This is a genomic window from Mycobacterium sp. NGS27 (genome assembly GCF_059813005.1).
In genome coordinates this window covers 306,514-332,396 of sequence record NZ_JCALDT010000004.1, presented here as the reverse complement: position 1 = coordinate 332,396, position 25,883 = coordinate 306,514, and the positions used below count along the sequence as shown (strand labels likewise).

25 protein-coding genes, 1 pseudogene and 1 riboswitch are annotated in these 25,883 nt (G+C 67.7%); of the genes and pseudogenes, 13 read left to right on the top strand and 13 right to left on the bottom strand.

Going from position 1 to position 25,883, the window contains the following annotated elements:
* The first annotated feature begins 2 nt into the window (after positions 1 to 2).
* A complete protein-coding gene (locus tag AC5Y30_RS13040) occupies positions 3 to 2,147 on the top strand; it encodes a 3-hydroxyacyl-CoA dehydrogenase NAD-binding domain-containing protein (RefSeq protein ID WP_499918606.1) in 2,145 nt (714 codons plus the stop codon).
* 127 nt (positions 2,148 to 2,274) lie between these two features.
* Here AC5Y30_RS13040 and AC5Y30_RS13035 read toward each other — a convergent pair whose 3' ends face one another.
* The 3 genes from AC5Y30_RS13035 to AC5Y30_RS13025 all read right to left on the bottom strand — a co-directional run bounded on the left by AC5Y30_RS13035 (position 2,275) and on the right by AC5Y30_RS13025 (position 5,047).
* The gene (locus AC5Y30_RS13035) at positions 2,275 to 2,883 is read right to left on the bottom strand and encodes a class I SAM-dependent methyltransferase (protein ID WP_499918604.1); all 609 of its coding nucleotides are present in this window, start codon (positions 2,881 to 2,883) and stop codon (positions 2,275 to 2,277) included.
* Between the two features lie 26 nt (positions 2,884 to 2,909).
* Positions 2,910 to 3,770 carry an LLM class F420-dependent oxidoreductase gene (locus AC5Y30_RS13030; RefSeq protein WP_499918600.1) on the bottom strand — a complete coding sequence of 287 codons (861 nt, stop codon included), beginning with the start codon at positions 3,768 to 3,770 and terminating at the stop codon, positions 2,910 to 2,912.
* A 68-nt stretch (positions 3,771 to 3,838) separates the two neighbouring features.
* Positions 3,839 to 5,047, bottom strand: coding sequence for an FAD-dependent monooxygenase (locus tag AC5Y30_RS13025; protein ID WP_499918596.1), 1,209 nt, complete (start codon positions 5,045 to 5,047; stop codon positions 3,839 to 3,841).
* Positions 5,048 to 5,126: 79 nt separating this feature from the next.
* Between AC5Y30_RS13025 and AC5Y30_RS13020 the strand changes: the two genes are divergently transcribed.
* Complete coding sequence (locus AC5Y30_RS13020; RefSeq protein ID WP_499918593.1) at positions 5,127 to 5,663, top strand: TetR/AcrR family transcriptional regulator; 537 nt, start codon at positions 5,127 to 5,129, stop codon at positions 5,661 to 5,663.
* 20 nt (positions 5,664 to 5,683) lie between these two features.
* On the top strand, positions 5,684 to 6,673 hold the full coding sequence (locus tag AC5Y30_RS13015; RefSeq protein ID WP_499918591.1) for an LLM class F420-dependent oxidoreductase: 990 nt from the start codon (positions 5,684 to 5,686) through the stop codon (positions 6,671 to 6,673).
* A 19-nt stretch (positions 6,674 to 6,692) separates the two neighbouring features.
* Here the strand turns inward: AC5Y30_RS13015 and AC5Y30_RS13010 are convergent, their stop codons facing one another.
* Positions 6,693 to 6,986 (bottom strand): putative quinol monooxygenase, encoded by a 294-nt coding sequence (locus AC5Y30_RS13010; RefSeq protein WP_499918588.1) that lies wholly within the window; start codon positions 6,984 to 6,986, stop codon positions 6,693 to 6,695.
* Positions 6,987 to 7,136: 150 nt separating this feature from the next.
* On the opposite strand from AC5Y30_RS13010, the gene AC5Y30_RS13005 reads away from it, so the two are divergent.
* Positions 7,137 to 7,550 (top strand): Zn-ribbon domain-containing OB-fold protein, encoded by a 414-nt coding sequence (locus AC5Y30_RS13005; protein WP_499918586.1) that lies wholly within the window; start codon positions 7,137 to 7,139, stop codon positions 7,548 to 7,550.
* A 16-nt stretch (positions 7,551 to 7,566) separates the two neighbouring features.
* A complete protein-coding gene (locus AC5Y30_RS13000) occupies positions 7,567 to 8,712 on the top strand; it encodes a thiolase family protein (RefSeq protein ID WP_499918584.1) in 1,146 nt (381 codons plus the stop codon).
* Between the two features lie 17 nt (positions 8,713 to 8,729).
* Here AC5Y30_RS13000 and AC5Y30_RS12995 read toward each other — a convergent pair whose 3' ends face one another.
* Genes AC5Y30_RS12995 through AC5Y30_RS12985 form a run of 3 tightly spaced genes read right to left on the bottom strand, consistent with a single transcriptional unit; the run spans position 8,730 to position 14,010 of the window.
* On the bottom strand, positions 8,730 to 10,379 hold the full coding sequence (locus tag AC5Y30_RS12995; protein ID WP_499918581.1) for a DNA repair helicase XPB: 1,650 nt from the start codon (positions 10,377 to 10,379) through the stop codon (positions 8,730 to 8,732).
* Positions 10,380 to 10,422: 43 nt separating this feature from the next.
* On the bottom strand, positions 10,423 to 12,681 hold the full coding sequence (locus AC5Y30_RS12990; RefSeq protein ID WP_499918579.1) for a helicase-associated domain-containing protein: 2,259 nt from the start codon (positions 12,679 to 12,681) through the stop codon (positions 10,423 to 10,425).
* A gap of 42 nt (positions 12,682 to 12,723) precedes the next feature.
* A complete protein-coding gene (locus AC5Y30_RS12985; protein WP_499918578.1) occupies positions 12,724 to 14,010 on the bottom strand; it encodes a PAS domain-containing protein in 1,287 nt (428 codons plus the stop codon).
* Positions 14,011 to 14,120: 110 nt separating this feature from the next.
* Between AC5Y30_RS12985 and AC5Y30_RS12980 the strand changes: the two genes are divergently transcribed.
* Genes AC5Y30_RS12980 through AC5Y30_RS12965 form a run of 4 tightly spaced genes read left to right on the top strand, consistent with a single transcriptional unit; the run spans position 14,121 to position 15,755 of the window.
* The gene (locus AC5Y30_RS12980) at positions 14,121 to 14,321 is read left to right on the top strand and encodes a hypothetical protein (RefSeq protein WP_499918575.1); all 201 of its coding nucleotides are present in this window, start codon (positions 14,121 to 14,123) and stop codon (positions 14,319 to 14,321) included.
* 8 nt (positions 14,322 to 14,329) lie between these two features.
* Positions 14,330 to 14,854 carry a cyclic pyranopterin monophosphate synthase MoaC gene (moaC, locus tag AC5Y30_RS12975; protein ID WP_499918574.1) on the top strand — a complete coding sequence of 175 codons (525 nt, stop codon included), beginning with the start codon at positions 14,330 to 14,332 and terminating at the stop codon, positions 14,852 to 14,854.
* A complete protein-coding gene (locus AC5Y30_RS12970) occupies positions 14,851 to 15,333 on the top strand; it encodes a MogA/MoaB family molybdenum cofactor biosynthesis protein (protein WP_499918572.1) in 483 nt (160 codons plus the stop codon). Before moaC ends, AC5Y30_RS12970 begins: the two co-directional genes overlap by 4 nt.
* Entirely contained in the window at positions 15,330 to 15,755 is a 426-nt protein-coding gene (locus AC5Y30_RS12965) for a molybdenum cofactor biosynthesis protein MoaE (protein ID WP_499918570.1), read from the top strand. Before AC5Y30_RS12970 ends, AC5Y30_RS12965 begins: the two co-directional genes overlap by 4 nt.
* Positions 15,756 to 15,847: 92 nt before the next feature.
* Here the strand turns inward: AC5Y30_RS12965 and AC5Y30_RS12960 are convergent, their stop codons facing one another.
* The 4 genes from AC5Y30_RS12960 to AC5Y30_RS12945 form a co-directional block, all read right to left on the bottom strand.
* Entirely contained in the window at positions 15,848 to 16,690 is an 843-nt protein-coding gene (locus AC5Y30_RS12960; RefSeq protein WP_499918568.1) for a transglycosylase family protein, read from the bottom strand.
* Positions 16,691 to 16,703: 13 nt separating this feature from the next.
* A riboswitch (cyclic di-AMP (ydaO/yuaA leader) is annotated at positions 16,704 to 16,888 on the bottom strand.
* A 235-nt stretch (positions 16,889 to 17,123) separates the two neighbouring features.
* Positions 17,124 to 17,402 carry a MoaD/ThiS family protein gene (locus AC5Y30_RS12955; RefSeq protein WP_499918566.1) on the bottom strand — a complete coding sequence of 93 codons (279 nt, stop codon included), beginning with the start codon at positions 17,400 to 17,402 and terminating at the stop codon, positions 17,124 to 17,126.
* Positions 17,403 to 17,406: 4 nt separating this feature from the next.
* Positions 17,407 to 18,489 carry a GTP 3',8-cyclase MoaA gene (gene moaA, locus AC5Y30_RS12950; RefSeq protein ID WP_499918564.1) on the bottom strand — a complete coding sequence of 361 codons (1,083 nt, stop codon included), beginning with the start codon at positions 18,487 to 18,489 and terminating at the stop codon, positions 17,407 to 17,409.
* Positions 18,486 to 18,893, bottom strand: coding sequence for a YccF domain-containing protein (locus AC5Y30_RS12945; protein ID WP_499918563.1), 408 nt, complete (start codon positions 18,891 to 18,893; stop codon positions 18,486 to 18,488). The genes moaA and AC5Y30_RS12945 overlap by 4 nt, the downstream gene beginning before the upstream one ends.
* Before the next feature lie 165 nt (positions 18,894 to 19,058).
* Between AC5Y30_RS12945 and AC5Y30_RS12940 the strand changes: the two genes are divergently transcribed.
* The 3 genes from AC5Y30_RS12940 (at position 19,059) to AC5Y30_RS12930 (ending at position 22,618) form a co-directional block, all read left to right on the top strand.
* Complete coding sequence (locus AC5Y30_RS12940) at positions 19,059 to 19,466, top strand: cold-shock protein (protein ID WP_499918561.1); 408 nt, start codon at positions 19,059 to 19,061, stop codon at positions 19,464 to 19,466.
* 141 nt (positions 19,467 to 19,607) lie between these two features.
* Positions 19,608 to 21,536, top strand: coding sequence for an acyl-CoA dehydrogenase family protein (locus tag AC5Y30_RS12935; protein ID WP_499918559.1), 1,929 nt, complete (start codon positions 19,608 to 19,610; stop codon positions 21,534 to 21,536).
* A 77-nt stretch (positions 21,537 to 21,613) separates the two neighbouring features.
* A complete protein-coding gene (locus AC5Y30_RS12930; RefSeq protein ID WP_499918555.1) occupies positions 21,614 to 22,618 on the top strand; it encodes a glutathione S-transferase family protein in 1,005 nt (334 codons plus the stop codon).
* A 76-nt stretch (positions 22,619 to 22,694) separates the two neighbouring features.
* On the opposite strand, the gene AC5Y30_RS12925 is transcribed toward AC5Y30_RS12930, so the two are convergent.
* Both AC5Y30_RS12925 and AC5Y30_RS12920 read right to left on the bottom strand, forming a co-directional pair.
* Positions 22,695 to 23,195 (bottom strand): DUF2771 domain-containing protein, encoded by a 501-nt coding sequence (locus tag AC5Y30_RS12925; protein WP_499918553.1) that lies wholly within the window; start codon positions 23,193 to 23,195, stop codon positions 22,695 to 22,697.
* The gene (locus tag AC5Y30_RS12920; RefSeq protein WP_499919018.1) at positions 23,192 to 24,835 is read right to left on the bottom strand and encodes an MFS transporter; all 1,644 of its coding nucleotides are present in this window, start codon (positions 24,833 to 24,835) and stop codon (positions 23,192 to 23,194) included. The genes AC5Y30_RS12925 and AC5Y30_RS12920 overlap by 4 nt, the downstream gene beginning before the upstream one ends.
* A gap of 130 nt (positions 24,836 to 24,965) precedes the next feature.
* On the opposite strand from AC5Y30_RS12920, the pseudogene AC5Y30_RS12915 reads away from it, so the two are divergent.
* Positions 24,966 to 25,763 (top strand): annotated as a pseudogene (locus AC5Y30_RS12915) (DUF3027 domain-containing protein); the annotation flags it as partial.
* Positions 25,764 to 25,883: the final 120 nt, after the last annotated feature.

Here is a 25,883-nt window from a genome sequence, read left to right as displayed (position 1 = left end):
CCATGGCAGAGAACACCATTCAGTGGGATAAGGACGCCGACGGCATCGTCACGCTGACCCTGGACGACCCCACCGGGTCGGCCAACGTGATGAACGAGCACTACAGCGAGTCCATGCACAACGCTGTGGAACGCCTTGCCGCCGAAAAGGATTCGATCACCGGCGTGGTCATCACCAGCGCGAAGAAGACCTTCTTCGCCGGCGGCGACCTCAAGGGCATGATCAACCTCGGCCCGGAGAACGCCGGCGAGGCGTTCGACACCGTCGAGTCGGTCAAGCGTGACCTGCGCGCCCTGGAGACCCTCGGCAAGCCGGTCGTCGCCGCCATGAACGGGGCCGCGCTGGGCGGCGGCCTGGAGATCGCGCTGGCCTGTCACCACCGCATCGCCGCGGACGTCAAGGGTCTGGTCGTCGGCCTGCCCGAGGTCACGCTGGGCCTGCTGCCCGGCGGCGGCGGGGTGACCCGCACCGTGCGGATGTTCGGCATCCAGAACGCTTTCATGAACATCCTGTCGCAGGGCACCCGCTTCAAGGCAGACAAGGCCAAGGAGATCGGCCTGGTCGACGAACTCGTCGGCTCGGTCGACGAATTGGTGCCCGCCGCCAAGGCGTGGATCAAGGCCAACCCCGATTCGCACGAACAGCCCTGGGACAAAAAGGGTTACAAGATGCCCGGCGGCACTCCGTCCAGCCCCGCGCTGGCGGCGAACTTGCCGGCGTTCCCGGCGCTGCTGAAGAAGCAGCTCAAGGGCGCGCCGATGCCGGCGCCGCGGGCCATCCTGGACGCCGTGGTCGAGGGCGCGCAGGTGGACTTCGACACCGCCAGCCGCATCGAGAGCCGCTACTTCACCCAGCTGGTGACCGGCCAGGTCGCCAAGAACATGATCCAGGCGTTCTTCTTCGACCTGCAGCACATCAACGGCGGTGGTTCCCGGCCGGACGGCATCGAGCCGGTCAAAATCAACAAGATCGGGGTGCTGGGCGCGGGCATGATGGGCGCCGGCATCGCCTACGTGTCGGCCAAGGCCGGCTACGAGGTGGTGCTCAAGGACGTCAGCCTCGAGGCCGCCCAGAAGGGCAAGGGCTACTCGGAAAAGCTTGAGGCCAAGGCACTTCAGCGGGGCAAGACCACCGAGGAGAAGAGCAAGGCGCTGCTGGACCGCATCACCCCGGCCGCCGACCCGGCCGACCTCAAGGGCGTCGACTTCGTGATCGAGGCCGTGTTCGAGAACCAGGAACTCAAGCACAAGGTGTTCCAGGAGATCGAGGACATCGTCGAGCCCAACGCGCTGCTGGGGTCGAACACCTCGACGCTGCCGATCACCGGTCTGGCGACCGGTGTGAAGCGCCAGGAGGACTTCATCGGGATCCACTTCTTCTCGCCGGTCGACAAGATGCCGCTGGTGGAGATCATCAAGGGCGAGAAGACCTCTGACGAGGCGCTGGCCCGCGTGTTCGACTACACGCTGGCCATCGGCAAGACCCCGATCGTGGTGAACGACAGCCGCGGGTTCTTCACCAGCCGCGTCATCGGCACGTTCGTCAATGAGGCGCTGGCGATGCTGGGTGAGGGCGTGGAGCCCGCGAGCGTCGAGCACGCCGGTTCGCAGGCCGGCTACCCGGCGCCGCCGCTGCAGCTGTCCGACGAGCTGAACCTGGAGCTGATGCACAAGATCGCGACGGCCACCCGCAAGGGCGTGGAGGACGCGGGCGGCACTTACGAGCCGCACCCGGCGGAGGCCGTCGTCGAGAAGATGATCGAGCTGGAGCGGCCCTCGCGGTTGAAGGGCGCCGGCTTCTACGAGTACGTCGACGGCAAGCGGACCCGGTTGTGGCCGGGCCTGCGCGAGACGTTCAAGTCCGGCAGCGCGGAAATCCCGTTGCAGGACATGATCGATCGCATGCTGTTCGCCGAAGCGCTCGAGACGCAGAAGTGCCTTGACGAGGGCGTGCTGACGTCGACCGCCGACGCCAACATCGGGTCCATCATGGGCATCGGGTTCCCGCCGTACACCGGTGGTAGCGCGCAGTTCATCGTCGGTTACGAGGGTGCGCACGGTGTCGGCAAGGAAGCCTTCGTGGCCCGGGCCAAGGAACTGGCCGCCCGCTACGGCGACCGCTTCCTGCCACCGGCATCGCTGAGCTAATCACCGACGCAAGCGGCCAGCCCCCGAAGCGACGTGCTCGGGGGCTGGTGCGTTCGGTGGCTCGACGGCTGTGCTGCGCCCGAGACTTAAGCCATTGCGAAGCGATACGGCGTGTCGTCGCAACAGGTTACGTGTCGCGGCGCGCGAATAGGTAGTACCACGCCGGGGTCTTCTCGGCGCGGTCCAGCTCGCGCTCGGGGCCGACCGACAACAGCGTCCAGCTCTGCGCGAATCGGCGTTCCATCTCGGCGCGGTCGACTCCGCGCACCCCGACCCGACCGCCGGGGACGAACGCGACGATCAGCAGCCGTGCGTCGGGCGCCGCCAGGGCGCTGATCTCGCGGACGTAGGCGTCGCGGTCGGCGTCGCTCATGTTGTGCAGGCAGCCGTTGTCCACGATCAAGTTGAAGTTCGCGCCGACGCCGGCCCGGCTCAGTTGCGTGACGTCGGCCCGAAGAAACTCGACGGCGGCGCCCGCCGCGCTGGCCTTGGCACGTGCGCGTTCGAGTGGTTTGGCCACGAAGTCGACCGCGGTGACCTTCCAGCCGTGTTGGGCCAGATAGATCGAGCAGTCGCCGGTACCGCAGCCGACCTCCAGGGCCGACCCGGCGGTCAGCGCCGCGGCGTCAGCCGTTCCCTCGACCAGGCCCCGCAGGCTCTGCGCCAGCGGATGACCATCCCACGGGGTGAACCCGATGCGGTAAAAGATCCGAAACAGCGTTTGTTTGGAAGCCATAGCTCACCCTAGGCCCGCGGGGGCGGTCACCTGGAGGCGGCGGCGATGCGGCGCCATTGCTCCCGCGGGAAGGCCCGGGGATCGGGCAGCAGCACCTGGACGCAGACGTGGTCGGCGCCCGCGGAACGATGCTCGGCGACGCGGCGCATGATGGCCTCTTCATCACCCCACGCGATGATGGCGTCGAACAGCCGATCGCTCACCTGCGACAGGTCGTCTTCGGTGAAGCCGCTGCGCAGCAGGTTGTTGGCGTAGTTGGGCAACGCCAAATACGACCGCAGCCAATCGGTTCCGATCTGTCGGGCCTCGTCGGCGCTGTCGGTCAAGATCACCGTCTGTTCGGGCAGCAGCAACGGACCGCTGCCCAAAGTCGAACGGGCAGAAGCGGTGTGCTCGGGGGTGACAAGGTAAGGATGGGCGCCGCCGGCTCGGGTCGCCGACAACGTCAGCATCTTGGGGCCCAGCGCGGCAAGCACCCGGCGCTCGGTGGGAACCGGCCGCGGCGCGGCGTCCAGGCCGTCCAGAAAGGATGCGGTGGCCGCCAGTGGTTTGCGATATCGCCCGGGTTGGCCGGCGTCGATCAGCGGGGCGTGGCTGACGCCGATCCCGAGCAGGAAGCGGTCACCGTGCTCGGCCGTCAGCGTCGCGTAGGAGTCGGCGACATCGCCGGGCGAATGCATCCACAGATTCAGGATGCCCGTGGCGATCACGGTCCGCTTGGTCGCGCCGAGCAGATGCCCCACCGCGTCGAACACCGGCCCGCCGACATCGGGTATCCACAGCGCCGGGAACCCCAGTTCGTCGAGTTCGGCTGCGGCCTCGGCGGATTCGGTCGGGTCACCGTAGCGTAGCTGACTGCTCCAGATTCCAACGCCCGTCAATTCCATGTGCAGTCTTCCCTTCGTGGCGCGCGCCTGCCGCGGTGGCTCGGGCCGCGGCTCTACACGACATGCTGTCAGACGTCGCTTCCGGAGTATTCGGGCACCGGCATCGAATCGTGCATCCGGACGCCCCTGGTGTTGAGCTTCGCCACAGACCGGGACAGCGACCCGGGCATCGCCGAGATCAGCTGGGCTCCACGGGTTAACGCCCATACTCCGATTCGTGAACCGGGGATGATGCCTTTGGCGGCGCCGCGGGCGAAAGTCCGGCTGCGCCGCACCGATTCGTGCATCCGCAGTTCGTAGGCGGCGAAGGCGCGCAGGTGGTCCCCGTCCGCCTCGGCGAGCTCTCCGGCCAACACATACGCGCCCAGGACGGCGAGACTGGTGCTGCCGCCCACCGCGGGCCCCGGGCAGTAACCCGCGTCACCGACCAGGGTGACCCGCCGCCGTGACCACCGGTCGGTGCGCAGCTGGGTGATCGAGTCGAAGTAGAAGGTGGGCGTGTGCTCCAGTTCTGCCAGCCAGGTGTCCACCTGTTCGTGCATGCCGGCGAAAGTGTCGCGCAGTATCTCCTTCTGCCGCAACGCATCGCGATGCTCGTAATCCAATTCCTCTTTGCTGCGGAACAGGAACACCGCCCGGGCGTCATCCAGGTGGTCCGCCGTATAGATTCCGGCGAAACGGCCGACGCCGACGTGACCGACCATCTCGCCGGATTCGACGAGCGCCTTGGGCGCCGACAACACCGACAGGTACCCGCCGAGAAAGCGCGTCAGGTTGGCTTCCTCGCCGAAGGTCAGGCGCCGAACGTTGGAGTGCAGCCCGTCGGCGCCCACGATGACGTCGAAGGTACGCGCCGGCGAATGCTCGAATGTCACGGTGCCGTCGTGCTCGATCGCGGTGATGGAATCACCGAACACGTACTCGACGTCGTCGCGGGCCGCGTCATAGTAGATCTCGCTCAGGTCGTCGCGCATGATTTCCACGTGCGAATCGGAGGTCGCGGCGTAGATCTTGGTGAGGTCGACCTCGATGGCCTTCGTCCGCCCTTCGCGGTACATCGTCAACCGTTCCGTTCCGGTGGCCCGCGCCTCGATGCGCGGAAGCACACCCATTTTCGTCGAGATTTCCATTGCGGGACGGAACAAGTCGACGGCGTGGCCACCGGTTTTGCGCAGCGTCGGTGCGCGCTCCACCACGGTGACGTCGAAACCGTACCGGGTGAGCCAGTACGCCAGGACCGGACCCGCGATGCTGGCGCCCGAGATGAGTATGCGCATGATCACCTCCCACGCTTACTTAACGTTCGGTAAGCGTAACATCCCACTTACCTATCGGTAAGTCAGGTAAATTGGCGGGGTGAGCAGGCCCCGGTCGGATACCCGTGAGCGCATCCAACAGGTCGCCCGGGAGCTCTTCCTGCAGCGCGGCGTGCAGCGCACCAGCCTGCAGGACATCGCGGACCGGCTGGGTATCACCAAACCCGCCTTGTACTACCACTTTCCCTCACGCGAAGACCTGGTGCGCAGCATCTTGGTGCCGCTGATTGACGAGGGTGAACGCTTCGTGGCCGAGCACGAGGGTCGCCGCCGCAACAATGCGCGCGAGCTGCTGGAGGGGTATTTCGATTTCCACTACCGGCACCGCCGCGACCTGGTGCTGCTGTTGACCGAGCTGTCGACGCTGATCGACCTCGACCTCATCGACACGGTGCTCGCGTGGCGTGAGCGGCTGGCCAGGCTGGTGTTCGGCAAGAAGCCGACGCTCGCGCAGTCCACCCGGGCGGTGGTCGCGTTCGGTGGCTTGCAGGATTGCTGCGTGCAGTTTCCCGATGCGCCGTACGAAGAGCTACGCGAGAAGTCGGTTGCGGCCGCGCTCGACGCGCTGGGTGGGTAGCGGAGGGCTACAGTCCCGGTATGCGCTTTGGACTCTTCATTCCGCAAGGCTGGCGAATGGATCTGGTCGGGATCGAACCCGAGAACCACTGGGCAGTGATGCGAGATCTGGCGACCTACGCGGACCGCAGCGCCTGGGACTCGCTGTGGGTCTACGACCATTTCCACACCGTTCCGGTGCCGACGGGTGAAGCCACCCACGAAGCCTGGTCGTTGATGGCGGCATATGCGGCCACCACCTCGCGGATCAAACTCGGTCAGATGTGCACGGCGATGAGCTACCGCAACCCCGTCTACCTCGCCAAGGTCGCCGCGACTGCCGACATCATCTCCGGTGGCCGCATCCAGATGGGGATCGGCGGTGGCTGGTACGAACACGAATGGCGCGCTTACGGTTACGGATTCCCGTCGGCGGGGGTGCGGTTGGGTCGACTCGACGAGGGCGTGCAGATCATGCGCGACGCCTGGCGCGACGGCAAGGTCAGCTTCGAGGGCAAGCATTACCAGGTTGACGGGGCGATCCTCGCGCCAAAGCCCCTGCGGGAAAACGGGATTCCGCTATGGATCGCCGGCGGCGGTGAGAAGGTGACGTTGCGGATCGCCGCTCAATACGCGCAGTACACCAACTTCACGCCGGAGCCCGAAGCGTTCGCGCACAAGTCCGAGGTGCTGGCCGAGCACTGCCGCAGCGTGGGCACCGACTATCACGCGATTGTGCGGTCGGTCAACGTCAATGCGATCGTCGGCAACTCCGAGGCCGATGTCAAAGACCGGCTGCAACGAGTCCGCGACCGGCTGGTGGGTTGTGTGGGCGAGGCCGCGGCGGATGCGATGATCGCCGGCACCAGCGGACCGGACTCGGCGACGGGCACACCGGATCAGGTGATCGAGCGGCTCGCGAAGATCCGCGACCTCGGGTGCGAATACGCCATCTGCTACTTCCCCGAGGCCGCCTACGACCGTTCGGGTATCGAGATGTTCGAGAGCCAGGTCATACCCGCGCTGACTTAGCCAACCTCGAAAGCCGGCGTCAGATGTCGGAAGTCGTGTACCTGGTCTTGGCCGGCGGCGCGGCCAGCAGCGGAGGAAGCTGGGTCAGCTTGCCTTCGCCGGCGCGGAAGGCGCGGTAGGCCTCGTCGTTTTCGACCGTCTCCCAGATCTCGTAGATGAGCCAGTGCGCTTCGTCGTCTTCGTCGACGAGCACGTCAGTGCGGACGTTGCCGTCGAACGCCCGGGTGTCCTGTAGCGCCCGGCCCATCAGCTCGCGCCCCGCAGCGACCTCGCCGGGCTTGAATCTGAGCTCAAGTATCACGGTGACCGTCATGGGCCCAACATATCTTCGCGCCTGGTCGGGCGGCGGCCCGCCCGTCATCCCAAGGAGGAGAATGCGGTTTCCACTTTTCGGAAAGCTGTTATACGGTTCAGTCGGAATTGTTCATTTGGTGCACCGTGGACGTCGCTGGAGGACCCCTCAATGCAGAAGGCGCTGGCTCCCGAGATCTCAACCTGGCCCGACGAGAATCCGCAGCTGATCGGCAGTCGGTGCGGTGATTGCAACGCCACCACCTTTCCGGTGCAGGAGCGGTGCCCGCGGTGCAGCGGAGGCGCGATGAGCGACGTGCTGTTGCCGCGGACCGGGACCGTCGTCGCTTGGACCACCCAGGGCTTCCCGCCCGGGGCCCCGTACGCCGGCCCGACCGGCAAGGACTTCGTGCCGTTCGGCGTGGGTCTGGTCCAGCTCGGCGACGTGATCCGGGTCGAGGGCCGGCTGACCGAGAGCGACCCCGCCAAGCTGAAGTTCGGCCAGGAAGTCGAACTCACCATGGTGCCGTTCACCACCGACGCGGACGGCAACGAGATCGTCACGTTCGCTTTCCAGCCGGTCTAGACAGAAGGAGCCTGAGATGACCAATGATGTGGCGATCATCGGTGTGGGCCTGCATCCTTTCGGCCGTTTCGAGAAGACCGCGATGCAGATGGGCGCCGAGGCCATTCAGTCCGCGCTCACCGACGCCGGAGTGCAGTGGAAGGACATCCAGTTCGGCTTCGGTGGCAGTCACGAAGTGTCCAACCCGGATGCCGTGACCCGCCTGGTCGGACTGACCGGCATCACCTTCACCAACGTCTTCAACGCCTGCGCCACCGCGGCCAGCGCCATCCAGCAGACCGCGGACACCATCCGGCTGGGCAAGTACGACATCGGCATCGCCATCGGCTTGGACAAGCACCCCCGCGGCGCCTTCACCGACGACCCCGCCAAGCTGGCGCTGCCGCAGTGGTACGCGCAGAACGGTCAGTTCGTCACCACCAAGTTCTTCGGGATGAAGGCCAACAAGTACTTGCACGACCACAACATCTCCCAGGAGACGCTGGCGCGGGTGGCCAACAAGAACTTCCGCAACGGCGCACTGAACCCGAATGCCTTCCGGCGCAAGGAGATCTCGGTCGAGGAGATCCTCAACTCGACCGTGCTCAACTACCCGTTGACGCAGTACATGTTCTGCGCGCCCGACGAGGGGGCCGCGGCCGTGATCATGTGCCGCGCGGACATCGCGCACAGGTTCACCGACAAGCCGGTGTACGTGCGCGCCTGTGAGATCCGCACCCGCACGTTCGGTGCGTACGAGGTGCACGCCACCTTCGCGCCGCTCGATGAGGACGTCTCCCCGACGGTGTACGCCGCCAAGGCGGCCTACGAAGCCGCGGGCATCGGGCCCGAGGACGTCGACGTCGCCCAGCTGCAGGACACCGACGCCGGCAACGAGGTCATCCACATGGCCGAGACGGGGCTGTGCGCCGACGGCGAGCAGGAGAAGCTGCTGGCCGACGGCGCCACCGAGATCCACGGCTCGATGCCGGTCAACACCGACGGCGGGCTGATCGCCAACGGCGAGCCGATCGGCGCGTCGGGGCTGCGGCAGATGCACGAACTGGTGCGGCAGCTGCGCGGCGAGGCGGGGGAGCGGCAGGTGCCCGGCAACCCGCGCGTCGGGCTGGCCCAGGTTTACGGTGCGCCCGGCACCGCGTCGGCGACCATCCTGTCGCTCTGAATCGCTTGCGCCGCAGCCTAAATCGCTGGGCCCAGCAGGTCGTCCGCGTCGCGGATGATGTAGCCGTAGCCCTGCTCGGCCAGGAAGCGCTGCCGGTGCGCGGCATACTCGGCGTCCAGGCTGTCGCGCGCGACCACGGAATAGAAGATGGCGCCCCCACCGTCGGACTTGGGCCGCAGCAACCGGCCCAGCCGTTGCGCCTCCTCCTGGCGTGAGCCGAACGTTCCCGAGACCTGCACCGCCACAGAGGCTTCCGGCAGGTCGATGGAGAAGTTCGCAACCTTGGACACCACCAGGGTGGACAGCTCGCCGCGCCGGAACGCGTCGAACAGTTCCTCGCGTTCCTTGGTCCGGGTGGACCCCTGGATCACCGGGGCGTTCAGCTCGGCGCCAAGCTCGTCGAGCTGATCGAGATAGGCACCGATCACCAGCGTCTGCTCACCGGGATGCTTCGCCAGGATCGACTTGACCACAGCGATTTTGGTGTGGACAGTCGAGCACAACTTGTACCGCTCTTCGGGCTCGGCGGTGGCGTAAAGCATGCGCTCGTTGTCGGTCATGGTGACCCGCACCTCGACGCACTCGGCCGGCGCGATCCAGCCCTGCGCCTCGATATCCTTCCACGGCGCGTCATAGCGCTTCGGGCCGATCAGCGAGAACACATCGCCCTCGCGGCCGTCCTCGCGGACCAGCGTGGCCGTCAGACCCAGGCGCCGCTTGGACTGCAGATCGGCGGTCATCCGGAACACCGGCGCGGGCAACAGGTGGACCTCGTCGTAGATGATCAGCCCCCAGTCCCGGCTGTCGAAGAGTTCCAGGTGTCGGTATTCACCCTTGGTGCGGCGGGTGATCATCTGATACGTCGAAATGGTGACGGGCCGAATCTCCTTGCGCTCGCCGGAGTATTCGCCGATCTCATCCTCGGTGAGCGACGTGCGCGCGATCAGCTCGCGCTTCCATTGCCGGGCCGCGACGATGTTGGTGACCAGAATCAGCGTCGTCGCACCGGCTTTCGCCATGGCGGCCGCGCCCACCAGCGTCTTGCCGGCGCCGCACGGAAGCACCACCACCCCGGATCCGCCGGACCAGAAGGAGTCGGTGGCCATCTGCTGATAGTCGCGCAGGTGCCAGCCGTCCTGGGCCAGGCTGATCGGATGCGCTTCGCCGTCGACGTAGCCCGCGAGATCCTCGGCAGGCCAACCGATCTTGAGCAGCATCTGCTTGACGCGGCCGCGCTCGCTGGGATGGACGACGACCGTGTCGTCGTCGATGCGGGCGCCGAGCATCGGGGCAATCTTCTTGTTGCGCAACACCTCTTCGAGCACCGCGCGATCCAGGCTCACCAGCGTCAGGCCGTGCGCGGGGTTCTTCACCAGCTGCAGGCGACCGTAGCGGGCCATGGTGTCGACGATGTCGACCAGCAGTGGTTGGGGCACCGCGTAGCGCGAGAAGCTGACCAGCGCGTCGACCACCTGTTCGGCGTCATGACCCGCGGCGCGGGCGTTCCACAGCGCCAGCGGCGTGATGCGGTAGGTGTGCACGTGCTCGGGTGCGCGTTCCAGCTCGGCGAACGGCGCGATGGCGGCGCGCGCCGCGCCGGCCAGCTCGTGGTCTACCTCGAGCAACACCGTCTTGTCGGACTGCACGATCAACGGTCCGTCAGACATGTTCAGCGCCACTCCTTCTCATCGGTGCTCTGCGTGCCAACCATTATCCGGCGGTGGCCGACACGACCGAGGTGATGCGGTGGATGGCGAAGTCACGCAGCCGCCCGGACGCGGAATCGAAGGCGACCAGCTGACCGCCCTTGATGGTGATCGGCGACACCACCCGCTGGGTGGCCACGCCCGCCGCATCCAGATAACCGATCACCAGGGTGTCTTGTTCCTTGGCCGCGCGCTGCAGCTGCGTCATGGTCACGGCGGGATCGATGCGGATATTGCCGAACGGCGCGGCGGTCACCTTGCGCAGCACGGCCACCACCGCGTTGAGGCTTTCGCTGTTGGGGCGCCGGGCCGGGCGATAGGGCCGGCGCTGCTGGGGTGTGGCCACCCGGGCGCCGCGCGGACGCACGTCGACGATGGCGCCGGATGAATCCTCAGCCGCCGGCGCGAAGCCCGCGGACCGCAGGGCGGCGAGCACCTCGCCGATCGGAGCCGGCGACACCGCGACCGTCGGCGCCAGGGCCCGCAACTGCACCTCCCCGGCCGCCGGCGCGGCCAAAGCCTGGGCCAGCAGCGCGGGGTCCTCGCAGCGCACGAACGACGCGGCGATGCCGATCCGCAGCTGCCCGTGCCGGCGCGCGACATCGTCGATCAGATAGGTAAGCCCTTGGGGCACAGGCGTTTTGGAATGCCTGGCGAACAAGGAATGCATCCAGTCGCGAGTCTTGCCGACATCGAGTGCGTGCCGGATCGACTGCTCGCTGACGCGGTACACCATCGCGGCGCCGGCCGATTCGACGGTGGCGACGACGGCGAGTTGCTCGGCCAGGTCGCGTTCCAATGGCCCTGGCACGACCACGGTCAGGTCCGCCTGCACCAAAAAGTGGTCGACCGGTTTGGGTAGCGCCCGGTTCATCGCCTCGATCGCGACCTGCGGATCGCCGTCGTTGTCGAGCAGCGCACGGCCGGGTGTGCTGATCGCGCCGCGGCCGACCAGTCCCAAGGCGGTGCTCTCGGCGAGCAGGTCCCCGACGGGCCCGGGCTGCAACCGCTTCGCCCAGCGTGGACGCCGCCAGATCAGCGCCGCCGAGGCTGCCGCCGCGTCGACGCCGGCGCCGGGGGACAGCTCGGAGAGCATGCCGAGCAGCAGCCGGCGATCCAGCGGCGCGGCCGTCGAGTACAGGCCGTCGGTGAGAGCCCCGTAGGGCTTCGCGTCGGGGCCCCGACTGCCGATCAGCGCCGGCCGACCGGGAAGGTCGAGCCAGCTGCCGGCCAACAGCTGCCAGCGTTCGGCCGCCGACATCGCGGTGTACCGGTCGGTGGCGACCGTCGGCGCCCAGTACGGCGCCTCGCCGGTGACCGGCTCGGGGTCGGGCATGCCGCTGGCGATCAATCCGGCCGCGGCCGTGACTTCGAGGATCAATCCCAGCCGCGGCTCGTCGATGCCGGTCACCTTGCTGAGCCGCTTGACGTCGCGAATTCCCAGGCCGCCGCTGCGCAGCTCGGAAACCGGTGCGGCGGAGAGCGTTTCAAGCACAACGTCGACCTCGTGTAGCAAGTCGATGACGGCCCCGGCGGCCACCGCGTCCGCGTCGTGGGCCGTGGTCGTCGAGACCACCGGGTCGGGTGCGGTCAGCTGCATAGGGCCCGGCTGCTCGCCGCGCAGCACCTGCCCGACGTGGCGGGGCAAGATCACCGTCTCGGCGTCGACGCGCCGCAGCAGGCCTATGGCCAGCAGCTGGGGGACCGGCCGGTCGGCGGGCGCGCCGGGCGCGGCGTCGCGAGTGCGGCCCATCGGGGAACCCTCGAGAAGCTTCTCCAGCACGTCGAGCTGGGCCTGATCGAGATCGTCGATCAGACCGGCGATCTGCTCGGCGCTGCGCGACGTGTCCTCGAGAATGACCTGGCCCGGATGCCAGGGCATCCCCGTCGCGGCGTCGGCTGCTACGCGCAGAGCGGCCTCACCCCAGACCAGGGCGCGTTGCCGGAGGTCGTCCAGCGCATCGAGGACGTCGGCTTCGGCGGCGCGGTCACCGATCAGCGCCAGCAGTTTCGCGGCGGGCACCGGCTCCGCGTCGGCCTGCAGCACCAGCAGCGCATCGAGTACGGCCAGGCGCAGGAAGTCGAGGTCGTCGGTGCCGGCCTTGATCGACTGGCGGGCCTGGGCGCGCGCGGCCAGCGCGGCGATGCTGCCGGGTGGGGGCTGGGCCAGGTCCGGCCGCAACTCCAACAGTCGGATCAGCCGCTCATCGGATAACTCGGCCAGCCACGACCCCAGCGGGATATCCGGGGTGTTGTCGGTCATTGCTGACCAGCGTAAAGCAGGTGGCGGGTACCCAGCAGACGCTCAGCGCGGGGAGGTCTGATTGAACCGTGCCTGGCGCCGGGAGTAATCGCCCCAACGCCGGATCGAGTCTGCGGCGACGTGCCGCACGGGCACATTCTTAAGGCGGGCGCGGCGGCGCAACTTGTTCACGGCGTCGTCCATGGAAATGTCGAATCGCGAGCTGAGCATCCCGGCGGCGATCGTCACATCGAGGTCGAAGTCGTCGGTGTCCAATTGCGATTCGATATGCACTCCGTCGGACAGGAGAGCCGAGACCGCCAGGTCGGCCGCGATCGCGGTGTCGATCCATTCGGCGTGGTCGGGAGCGCGTTCGCGGCGGCTGCGATAGACGGTGAACGCTCCTACTACGTCGCCGTCGAGCATCATCGGATACGCGGAGACTCCGACGATGCCGAGGTCGAGGGCGGCCGTGGCGTAGCCGGGCCAGAGGGCACAATCGCTGGCCAGGTCGGCGACGTGCACCGGAACGCCGCTGAGCAGGGCCGCATGCATGGGACCCTCCGCCAATTCGGCGCCCCACTGATCCATGTTGCTGGCGCGGGCGTCGCTGGCGGTCAACAGTGCAAGCTGCCCGGACGCGCTCTGCAGCGAAATAGCTGCGCCGACGACGGTGTCGAATGCTTCCACGGCCAGGACGCACAGCGAGGCCGACCATCCGCGGCCGGGGTTTTCGCGGGTGTGCGCCATGAGCAGCTGCCACAGCCGGCGGCGCCGCTGACTGGATGCCGTCGGGCCGGACGGCCCGCGCGAGGTGCCTACCGCGAGTAGCGCATCGGTCAGCCTCGTGTTCTGCTCGATCAGGAGGTCATGCAGACCGCGATAGCGCGACGCCGTCAGGGCAAGGGCGCGACCGTCTGCGCTGCGGTCGATGCCATCGGCGATCAGCGGGGTGATGTCTTCGACGTGGTGAAGCAACCCCACCACCCGGCCCTCGTCGTCGCTGATCGGAGAGTTAACCGGGCTCCATATCTTGGGAATGAATTCGGCGCTGCCGCTGGGTGCGATGTCGTAACGCTGAATGGGCATCTGGTGCGCGGCCGCGTCCCGCAGGACCCGGCTGAGCGAAGCCTGCAGGTTCTGCACGCCGGTGGCCGCGACGTCGGCGGGATTGTCTGGGAAAGCGTCGAACATCTGCTCGCCGATGAGTTCGTCGCGCTCACGACTCGTCGCCCGCAGGTAGGCGTCGTTGACGGCCCGGATGTTGAGTTCCGCATCCAGGAGCAGGTAAGGAGCCGCCGTCACGGCAAAAACCGGACTGTTCGCGGCGGCGTCTAGCACGGCTGGCACGATCATTTCAGCGTAACTCGGCGTGGCCGACCGTCGCATTACGTTCGAGGGCGCCCAACACCCAAGCCCTTGCGGCTACATGCTGTGCGCCACCTGTCAGAATGGACCTCGTGGCTGACAATGCTGACGGCAAAGCGCGCAAAACCAAGTATGTCGACAACGGCTGGCCGACGACCGACCCCGACGACCACGCGGTGAGCGAACTCGTGACCGATCGCACGGGCGCACTGTCGCCGTTCGGCGAGCTGGTGTTCCCGCTGCCTTCCACCGAACTGCCCTACCTGCACCCGGTCACCGTCGTCAATCGGTAGGCCGCCAGATGGCCTCTGAGGACTCCAAAGCCTCGGCGAAATGGGCGTCGGAGAATTCCGGCCCCGGCGTCCTGTCACATCTGGACGACCGTGGGGCGGCGCACATGGTCGACGTCAGCGAGAAGGCAGCCACCAAGCGAACTGCGATGGCCGCCGGGGTGGTGCGCTCATCGGCGGAAGTGCTGGCGCTGATTTCGACCGGCGGCCTGCCCAAGGGCGATGCCCTGGCCACCGCGCGGATAGCCGGCATTCAGGCCGCGAAGCGCACCAGCGAACTCATCCCGCTATGTCATCAACTCGCTCTCACCGGGGTCGACATCGACTTCACCGTGCGGGAGTCTGAGGTCGAGATCATCGCAACGGTGCGAAGCACCGACCGCACGGGGGTAGAGATGGAAGCGCTGACGGCGGTCAGCGTCGCGGGGCTGACGCTCTACGACATGATCAAGGCGGTAGACCCGGCCGCACGAATCGACGACATTCGAGTGCTGCGCAAGGAAGGCGGCAAGACCGGAAGGTGGGCGCGCCCATGAGCACCCGTTCCGCCCGCATCATCATCGCCTCGACCCGCGCGTCCTCAGGGGCGTACGACGACCGTTGCGGCCCGATCATCGCCGAATGGCTTGCAGAGCGCGGCTTTTCGGCCCCGGAGGCCGAGGTGGTGGCCGACGGGCCACCGGTCGGCGACGCGCTGCGCACCGCGATCGACGCCGGGGCCGACGTCATCATCACCTCCGGCGGCACCGGCATCTCGCCCAGCGACAGCACACCGGACCACACCGTGGCCGTCGTCGACTACCTGATTCCGGGACTGGCGGAAGCGATCCGCCAGTCGGGTCTGCCGAAGGTGCCGACATCGGTGTTGTCGCGCGGGGTGTGCGGTGTGGCCGGCCAGACCCTGATCGTGAACCTGCCCGGTTCGCCCGGGGGGGTTCGCGACGGCCTCGGCGTGCTCGCCGATGTGCTGGACCACGCACTCGATCAGCTCGCCGGCAAAGATCACCCGCGATGACGCTCGTCGTGCGCGCCGCGATGACCGAGCACCCCATTTCACTGGCCGAGCATGAAGAGTTGGTGGGCCATCAGTCGGCAGGGGCCATCGTCGGGTTCGTCGGCATGATCCGCGACCACGACGGCGGACGGCGGGTGGTGCGGCTGGAGTACTCCGCGCACCCGTCTGCCGACCAGGTCATCGCCGACGTGGTGGCCGAGGTGGCCGAGCAGTCCAGCGGCGTGCGCGCCGTCGCCGCCAGCCATCGCATCGGCCCGCTGCGCATCGGAGAGGCGGCGCTGGTTGCGGCCGTCGCCGCCGACCACAGGCAAGCGGCATTCGCCACCTGCGCGCACCTGGTGGACACCATCAAGGCGCGGCTACCGGTGTGGAAGCACCAATTCTTCGCCGACGGAACCGAGGAGTGGGTGGGCTCGGCCTGACGCGCTAGGCACGGCGGCCACCGGAACGGTGCGCCGAGCCCGACACGCCCCGAAAAGGAGGGGTTTCGGGGCGTGCGGGGAGTACGGCGGCGTCAGGCGTTAGGAGACGGCTGAGCGAGAGCGTCCAGCGCGTCGTTCCCGTGAACGTCCTGGGCCCGGATCGCATCCCACAGCTGCACGAGGTAGTTACCTTCAGAAGCCTGCTGCGGCATGTCTTCCGGAACGAAACCGTGGAAGCCCGTGTCCACGACGGGCGGTGCGTCCGCCGGAGGTGCGGGCGGCATCGCGTCGGCCGGAGGTGCGGGCGGCATCGCGTCGGCCGGCGGCGGTGCGTCGGCCGGGGGAGCCGGCGGCAGGTCCACGGGAGGCGCGGGCGGCATCGCGTCGGCCGGGGGAGCCGGCGGCAGGTCCGCCGGGGGCGGCGGAGGAGCGTCCGGCGGTGCCGGCCGGTCAAACCCGGCCAATTGCACCGGAGCGGGCGGGGGCGCGTCGGCGGGCGGGGCCAGCGGTGCCGGGGCGCCATTGATGCCGGGCGCATCCAGGCTGGCCGGAGCCGGCACGTCGCGCTGGGTGGGACCCGACAGGGGGCCACCGCACACGGGCCAGGCGCCACGACCCTGGGTGGCGAGCACCCGCTCGGCGACGGCGATCTGCTGTTCCTTGCTGGCGAGTTCGGCCGACGGTGCGTACTGGCCACCGCCGTGTGCGGCCCAGGTGCTCGCGCTGAATTGCACGCCACCGTGGTAGCCATTGCCGGTATTGATGCCCCAGTTGCCACCGGATTCGCAACGGGCTACCTGATCCCATTCACCGTCGGTGGCTGCGGCCGCTTGGCCGGCAAGGGCGATGCTGCCGCCACCAAGTACCGCGCCGGTGAAGGCGATCTTGGCGACGCTGATGTTCGAACTGCTGGGCTTACGGTGACGTCCACTCATACGCGCCGATGTATTCCTCTCTCGTCACGCGCCTGCGAGGTCAGCTGTCGGGTTCGGGTTGGAGAGGCCACCCGGCCGGCGTGGTCTCGAACGAGACGACGTCGACTTCACCCCTAGGAGCCGCGAGCGGCCCCAATCCGATCACGGTGGACCGGTGGGTCCCCCGTCTCCATCCATGTAGTTCGGAGGCCCCCGCCTATTGGATGGAGCTCGGCGCGATAGGGAGGGGAGGTCCGCCAATCGGGATGGCTGGCGAGCCTCCGGAGACGTTAACCGTTTCTGTTGGTCTCGTCACGTCTAGGGAAACCCGGCGTTTCCCGCTCGGCCATCTACGAAAACCGCAGGAACACATAGTGTTTGCGCAGGTCGCAATGCGCGATATCGGAGCGTGATCGCGCCGTTATCGTTCCGTTACGTGAGATATGTCACAGTTTCAACCGCCGGAAAATGGCGGCAGAACATCGATCGTGTCACCGGGTTGCAACGCCGCGGTCTCGTCGCGCACCGCGATCCCGTCGCGCAGGTATGAGCATCGGGTCAAAACGGTGGCCAGGAGGGGCCCTCGAACGGCGAGCCGCTCGACCAGCTCGCCGACCGACGTGCCGGGGCGAAGCACCACTGCCTCGGAGTCGACGCCGGCGGCCGCCCGCGCGGCCGCGAAGTAGCGCACCGTCACCTGGATTCCGTCGGCTTGGACAGGGGTCTGTCCCATGGGACTAGCCACCGATCGCGCTCATCGGGCGGTCGGGCTGGATGAAGTTCGGATCGTTGATGCCGTGGCCGGCGGGCTTGCCCCACATCGCGGCGCGCCACGCCGCCTCGACGGCGTCGTCGGGCGCACCGCTACGCAGCAGCCCACGCAGGTCGGTCTCCTGCTCGGCGAACAGGCAGCTGCGGACCTGACCGTCGGCCGTCAAGCGGGTGCGGTCACACGCCCCGCAGAACGCGTGCGAGACAGATGCGATGACCCCGAACTTGCCGCTCGGCGTGCCGGGGCCGGTATCGACCAGCCACAGCTCGGCGGGGGCCGATCCCCGCGGCGCGGGGTCGGGCCGCAGCCGGAAGTGGGGGCGCAGCGCGGCCAGCACGTCGTCGGCGCTCAGCGCCGCGTCCCGCCGCCATCGGTGTCCGGCGTCCAGCGGCATCTGCTCGATGACGCGCAACTGGTAGCCGTGCTCGAGGCAGAACCGCAACAACCCCACCACGTCTTCGCGGCCGGTGCCGGGGTCCAGAACGGCGTTCACCTTCACGGGCGTCAGGCCGGCGTCGTTGGCGGCTGCCAGGCCGTCCAGCACGTCTGCGAGCCGGTCGCGACGGGTGATGGCCGCGAAATTCCGGCGATCCACGCTGTCGAGTGAGACGTTGACCCGATTCAGGCCGGCCGCGGCGAGCCCGGCTGCGCGCCGCGCCAGCCCGACACCGTTGGTGGTCAGCGAGATCTCGGGGCGGGGCTGCAGGGCGGCCGCCTCGGCCACCACCTCTTCGAGGTGGCGCGCCAGCAGGGGTTCACCGCCCGTGAACCGCACGCTGGTGACCCCCAGCCGGGTGACCGCGATCCGCATCAGTCTGGCCACCTCGTGGGCGCTCAGCAGTTGTTCGCCCGGCAGCCAGTTGAGGCCTTCGGCCGGCATGCAATAGCTGCACCGCAGGTTGCAGCGGTCGGTCAGCGAGACCCGCAGATCGGTGGCGACCCGCCCGTAGGTGTCCACCAGCGGGCCGCTGGCCGGCACATCGCCGGGAACGGCCGGGCCGTCATCGCGGCGCGGCACCGAGGGGACGCCCAACGTCGTCAGGGTCATGCGGCCACCGGCGGCGCGTAGTGGGTCGGCGAGCTGACCGGCACGATCTGCTTACCCAGCGGCATCAGCGACACCGGAATCAGTTTCAGGTTGGCCAGCGCCAGCGGGAGGCCGACGATCGTGAGCGCCATCGCCGCCGCGCTGACCAGATGACCGATCGCCAGCCACACCCCGAACAGCACGACCCAGATGACGTTTCCGACCAGGGCGCCGGACCCCGCCGTCGACTTGTCCACAATCGTGCGGCCGAACGGCCACAGCGCGTATGAGGCGATGCGCAGCGACGCGAAGCCGAACGGAATGGTGACGATGAGCACGAAGCTGACGATCGCCGCGGCCAGGTAGCCGACGGCCATCCAGAGGCCGCCGAAGACTAGCCAGATGACGTTCAGGATCAGGCGCATATCTCCTCCGCGGTTATCACCAAGCGTACCGAGTGCCAAATAACGGGGGTGCTCGTCATCTGGGCTTCCGAGTAGGATCAGACTCCTAATACGGCGTCCTGCGCAGGCGGGACGCATATTTTGTTGCCTAATTCCGTTGATTCGTTAGACAAGCAGGTGAGACCAGTGCCGACGGGCAAGGTGAAGTGGTACGACGCTGACAAGGGCTTCGGCTTCCTGTCGCAAGAGGACGGCGAAGACGTGTACGTTCGCTCGTCGGCGTTGCCCGCTGGGGTCGAGGGCCTCAAGGCGGGCCAGCGTGTCGAGTTCGGCATCGCCTCCGGACGGCGTGGACCGCAAGCGTTGAGCCTCAAACTGATTGAGCCGCCGCCCAGCCTGACCAAGACGCGGCGCGAGGTGCCCGCCGAGCACAAGCACAGCCCCGACGAGCTGCACGGCATGGTCGAGGACATGATCACGCTGCTGGAAAGCGCGGTGCAGCCCGAGTTGCGCAAGGGTCGCTACCCGGACCGCAAGACCGCCCGCCGGGTTTCCGAGGTGGTCAAGGCCGTAGCCCGCGAACTCGACTCCTGACGGTGCCTGTGTCCGGCCACGCCGGCCGGCCGGTGGCACACGGCCAACCAGCAGAATCACCGTCTGCGCCCCAACGGAGGGTGGCGACGCCCGCACTGGGGTACTCCCTGCTCACGACGGGTATCGAGCAAGGAGGCTGTGATGGCGCAGCAAAAGCAGGTCACCGAAGAGGAAGCGAGAGCTCTCGCCGAGGAGTCTCGTGAAACGGGTTGGGAAAGACCATCTTTCGCCAAGGAGTTGTTCCTTGGTCGTTTTCCGCTGGAGCTGATTCACCCGTTTCCCACACCGTCGGAGGCTGACGAGGCGCGCACCCGTGCGTTTCTCGACCGGCTACGAGAGTTCCTGGGCACCGTGGATGGCAGCGTCATCGAACGCGATGCGCACATCCCTGACGAGTATGTGAAGGGTCTGGCCGATCTGGGCTGTTTCGGGATGAAGATACCGTCCGATTACGGCGGGCTGAATATGTCGCAAGTCGCCTACAACCGGGCCCTGATGATGGTGACGAGCGTGCATCCGAGTCTCGGCGCACTGCTGTCGGCTCATCAATCCATCGGCGTACCCGAGCCGCTCAAGCTTGCCGGGACACCCGAGCAGAAGCGAAAGTTCTTGCCGCGGTGCGCGGCTGGGGCGATATCGGCATTTCTGCTTACTGAACCCGACGTCGGCTCCGACCCGGCACGGCTGGCCTCGACGGCGACACCGGTCGAGGACGGCAAGGCCTACGAACTCGATGGCGTGAAGTTGTGGACCACCAATGGCGTGGTCGCAGAGCTGCTGGTGGTGATGGCCCGGGTGCCCAAGGGCGACGGACATCGAGGCGGCATCAGCGCCTTTGTCGTCGAGGCTGATTCGCCCGGCATCACCGTGGAGCGACGCAATAAATTCATGGGGCTGCGCGGCATCGAGAACGGTGTGACCAGGCTGCACAAGGTCCGGGTCCCGAGCGAAAACCTGATCGGCCGCGAAGGCGACGGCTTGAAGATCGCGCTGACCACCCTCAACGCCGGACGGTTGTCGATTCCCGCCAGTGCGACGGGCTCGTCGAAGTGGGCACTGAAGATAGCGCGCGAATGGTCCGGTGAGCGTGTGCAGTGGGGCAAACCATTGGCCCAACACGAGGCGGTGGCACGCAAGCTCTCGTTCATCGCCGCGACCAACTACGCCCTTGACGCGGTGCTGGAACTGTCCGCCCAGATGGCCGATGAGGGCCGCAACGACATCCGCATCGAGGCGGCGTTGGCCAAGCTATGGTCCAGCGAGATGGCCTGCCTGATCGCCGACGAGGTCATGCAGATTCGGGGCGGGCGGGGATATGAGACGGCGGAGTCGCTGGCGGCGCGCGGCGAACGTGCGGTTCCGGTCGAGCAGGCGGTGCGGGACCTGCGGATCAATCGCATCTTCGAGGGGTCCAGTGAGATCATGAGACTGCTCATCGCACGCGAAGCGGTCGATGCCCATCTCGCCGCGGCCGGTGACCTCGCGAAGCCCGACACCGGCTTGCGGCAGAAGGCCGCCGCGGCCGTCGGGGCAAGCGGGTTCTACGCAAAGTGGTTGCCGCAGCTGGTTTTCGGTGAAGGGCAGCGGCCCCGCGCCTACCATGAGTTCGGTCCGCTGGCGGCACACCTGCGCTTCGTCGAACGCTCCAGCCGCAAGCTGGCACGCAACACGTTCTACGGGATGGCACGTTGGCAGGCAAAACTGGAGCAGCGGCAGGGCTTCCTCGGGCGCGTGGTCGATATCGGTGCCGAACTGTTCGCGATGTCCGCGGCGTGCGTGCGGGCGGAGTCACAACGCGCCGCCGATGCGGCAATTGGTCAGCAGGCGTACGAGCTCGCCGAAACGTTCTGCCGGCAAGCGGCCTTGCGGGTGGAAGCCCTGTTTCACGCCCTGTGGGACAACACCGACGGCAGCGATGTCGCGCTCACCCGTAACCTGCTTCAGGGGCGCTACGGCTGGCTCGAGGACGGGGTCATCGATCAGTCCGAGGGCACCGGGCCGTGGATCGCCGAGTGGGACGAGGGCGCGTCGACCGAGACCAACTTGGCCCGGAGATTTCTCACGACCTGAGGCGCAGGTCGAACCTGAGGCGGCTGAATCCCGGCGATCGCTCGGCAATGAATCGATGTTGAGCGACTATGGGAGATATGGCTTCCTATGTTGCTTCGGCGGGCGAATTTACCCGCGACACCGACTACATCACCACCCGCATCACCGCCGATGGGCGCGACGGCTATCCGGTCGAGCCCGGGCGGTACCGGCTGGTCGTCGCCCGGGCGTGCCCATGGGCGAACCGCGCGATCATCGTGCGCCGCCTGCTGGGCCTGGAAAGTGTTCTCTCCATTGGCTTTTGCGGCCCCACCCACGACGAGCGCAGCTGGACGTTCGATCTCGATCCCGGCGGCGTCGACCCGGTGCTGAAGATCCCGCGGCTGCAGGACGCCTACTTCAAGCGTTTCCCGGACTACCCCAAGGGCATCACGGTCCCGGCGATCGTCGACGTGGGAACCGGTGAGGTGGTCACCAACGACTTCGCGCAGATGACCCTGGATCTGTCGACGGAATGGTCGGCATACCACCGCGACGGGGCACCCGAGCTGTATCCCGAACACTTGCGCTCCGAGATCGACGAGGTGAGCAAGAAGGTCTACACCGAGATCAACAACGGCGTGTACCGGTGCGGGTTCGCCGGCTCGCAGCAGGCCTACGAAGCCGCCTACGACCGGTTGTTCACCGCGCTGGATTGGGTGAGCGAACGGCTGAGCGAACAGCGATTCCTAGTGGGAGACACCATCACCGAAGCCGACGTCCGGTTGTTCACCACCCTGGCCCGCTTCGACCCGGTCTATCACGGCCATTTCAAATGCAACCGCAGCAAACTGAGCGAAATGCCGGTGCTGTGGGCCTATGCGCGCGACCTGTTCCAGACACCCGGATTCGGTGACACCGTCGACTTCGTCCAGATCAAGCAGCACTACTACATCGTGCACGCCGACATCAATCCCACCCGGATCGTGCCCAAGGGTCCGGACCTGGCCAGCTGGCTATCTCCGCACGGGCGAGAAAGTCTCGGTGGCAAGCCGTTCGGAACGGGGACACCGCCCGGGCCGCCGGTCGAAGGCGAACGCGTGCCCGCCGGGCACGGGGCCTAGTTCGTGGCGCCGAACGTCGAGTAGGTGCGCCCAAATACGCGCATTTGCACAACAACTCGACGTTCGGCGCGAACCCTCAGAAGGTCAGGCGCACGGACCATTCCGCGTGCGGCACATCGCGCAACTCGCCCGCGGGATCGACCGCCAACGTCAGCAACTGCACGACGATGCCGGCCAGCCGCCCGCGATGAGGATCGACCGACGGGATCGTCACGGCGAACCGGGTGCCCGGCCGGAAGATGGTGCTGGTCGTGTTGGTCGGGTCGTCGTATACCTGGAGCAGCCGCCAGGGCGCCCGGTAAATCGCGTCGGGCACCGAGAGCTGAATCGGGTAACGTTCGCTGACCTTCAGCTCGCCCTGGTTCTGCGGTGTCTCGCAGTCTTCGAGGTTGAGCACGTTGCAGTACAGGTAGGGCCCCACCCGGGTCAGGTGACCGTGTGAAAACGCGCTGATCTCGGGGTGCCGCGGTCCGGAGCGGCCCACCAGCAACCAGGCGCCCACGCCGGCGCCGACGCAGAGCACAGCCACCACACAGGCGAGCAGCACGGCCACCCCCCGCTTGCTTCTGGGTTTCACTCGGCAACCACCGCCGGAGCGCCGACACCGCGGCGCTTGCCCTCCTGCTCGACCATGATTGGCCTATTTCCTCCCAGGCCGGGAATCAGTGAGTTACCGCGGAAGCTGACCAGGGTCTGCGCCAGGCCCAGGATGAGCAGCGCCGTGACCGCGGTGAAACCGACCCACAGTTCGGTGTACACCAACACCCCCAGCGCGCCGCCGAGGACCCAGGCCAACTGCAGTGTGGACTCCGAGCGCCCGAACCCCGATGCGCGGGATTCCTCCGGTAGATCGTTCTGCAGCGACGCGTCCAGGGACGCCTTCCCGATGGCGCTGGCCCCCGACGTGACCAGGGTGGCGATAACGGCCAGCACCAGGTTGCCGGCCACCGCAGCGGCCAGCGCGACGGCGCTCACCGCGACCGTGCAGCGCACCACCAGCACGGCGGGCCGCCCCAGCTTCAGGCGCGCACTGGTGAAGTTGCCGACGAAATTGCCGATCCCCGCCGCGGCGCCGATCACCCCGAGCATCGCGACCTGGGCCCAGCCGTTGGTCTGATGGGCCTTCGCGACGAATGCGGGATAAAGGAACAGGAAGCCCACCATGACCTTGATGGTGCAGTTACCCCACAGCGACGTAATGATGTTGCGGCCCAACGGCTGTCGCAACGCCCCGCTGACCTCCTTGTGCCAGCTGCGCCGCAGCGGTTCACTGTCCTGGCGATAGCTCAGGGTGGCGGGGACCTCGCCGGCGGTCACCTCGACCCAGCGCGGTATCCGCATGGACAGCAGGGCGCCGGCGATCGTCACCGCGATCACCACGAATAAAGCCCCGGGCAGCTTGAACAGGTGGGTGCAGACGAACTCGACGCCACCCGCGATCGCTCCGCCGACGATCGTGCCGCCCAGCAGGCCGAACATGGTCAGCCGCGCGTTCACCCGGACCAGGTCGATGGTCGGCGGCATCACCCGCGGTGTCACCGCGCTGCGCAGCACGCTGAACGACTTCGAGAAGACCATCATCGCGAGTGCGCACGGGTAGAGGACCCACGAGGGGAAACTGCCGCTCGCGCCGTCGTAGTTCATAACCAGCAGCACGGCCAGGGCGGTGCGAAGCGCGAACGATGCGGCCAGGGCGACGCGGCGGCCGTGCTGCAGCCGGTCCAGCGCCGGGCCGATCAGCGGCGCGATCACCGCGAACGGCGCGATGGTGATCAACAGGTACAGCGCGACCCGGCCCTTGCTCTCGCCGGTTGCGGCGGCGAAGAACAGCGTGTTGGCCAGTGCGACGGCCATCGCGGCGTCCACCGCGAAGTTGGCCACCACCGGCCACGTCAGCGCCGTCAGACCCGACTTGTCCGCGCCGTCGGCGGTCGCGGCGCGCTGCACCATCCAGTACATCCGCGAACCCATCTCGCGACTGCGCAGCGCCGCCGCGCGGGTGACGGTGATCCGCTCGCCGGCACCGCGAGGCGCCCCGCCACTGTTGCGTTCCGGCTCCGGCTCATGGTCCAGAGGGGGCAAATAGCGGTTGGCGCTCGGCATCGGCGACGGGCGGCGGGTACGCCGGTCGGCCGCGCCACCGGCGGGGTAATTCGCCGCGCCCGGATGCTGGGCGGCAGGGCCGTTGCGGGGCCGGCGGCCCGGCTGAGCGGCCACCCGGCCCGGATTGTTTTGCCGCCTTCCGGACACGTCCCGATTCTCCCCTATGCCGACTGCATGCGTCTGCAGGCAACGGGGTGTGGCTCGTCAACCTAGTATTGGAAACGCCATGCAGAAAGAAGACAGCGTGACCCGACCCACCGAGGAGCCCACCGTGGACTACGCCGTGGCGACCGTCGGCGACTGGCCCGAGGGGTTGGCGGCGGTGCTGACGAGCGCGGCGGACCAGGCCAGGGCCGCCGTCGTGGAGTTCAGCGGGCCGGAGATGGTCGGCGATTATCTGGGCGCCGGCTACGAAGACCCGAACACCGCCACCCACCGGTTCCTGGCGCATCTACCCGGCTACCAGGGATGGCAATGGGCGGTCGTCGTGGCCGCCTATCCGGGCGCCGACCACGCCACCATCAGCGAGGTGGTGCTGGTGCCGGGGCCGACGGCATTGCTGGCGCCCGAATGGGTGCCGTGGGAGCAACGGGTGCGGCCCGGGGACCTGAGCCCCGGTGACCTGTTGGCGCCCGCCGCCGATGATCCCCGGCTGGTGCCCGGCTACACCGCCAGTGGGGATCCCCAGGTCGACGAGACCGCCGCGGAAATCGGGCTGGGCCGTCGTTGGGTGATGAGCGTCGAGGGCCGCTCCGAGGCGGCCGAACGCTGGCGCACCGGCGATTACGGCCCCGATTCGCCGATGGCGCGATCCACCAAGCGGGTGTGCCGCGACTGCGGCTTTTTCCTGCCGCTGTCGGGTTCCCTGGGGGCGCTGTTCGGGGTGTGCGGCAACGAATTGTCGGCCGACGGGCACATCGTCGACAAGCTGTACGGCTGCGGCGCCCACTCGGACACACCGGCCCCGGCGGGCAGCGGGTCGCCGGCTTACGAGCCGTACGACGACGGCCTTTTGGACGTCGCCCAGGCACCGGTCGAGCCATCCCCGCCGCCTTCGGAGCCGTCGGAGGCCGCGGAAGAGCAGCCGGAGCCCGAGGCTGTGCAGCCCCAACCCGATACGCCGGGCGAACCGGCGGAAACGGATACGTCGGAGGCCGCGCCG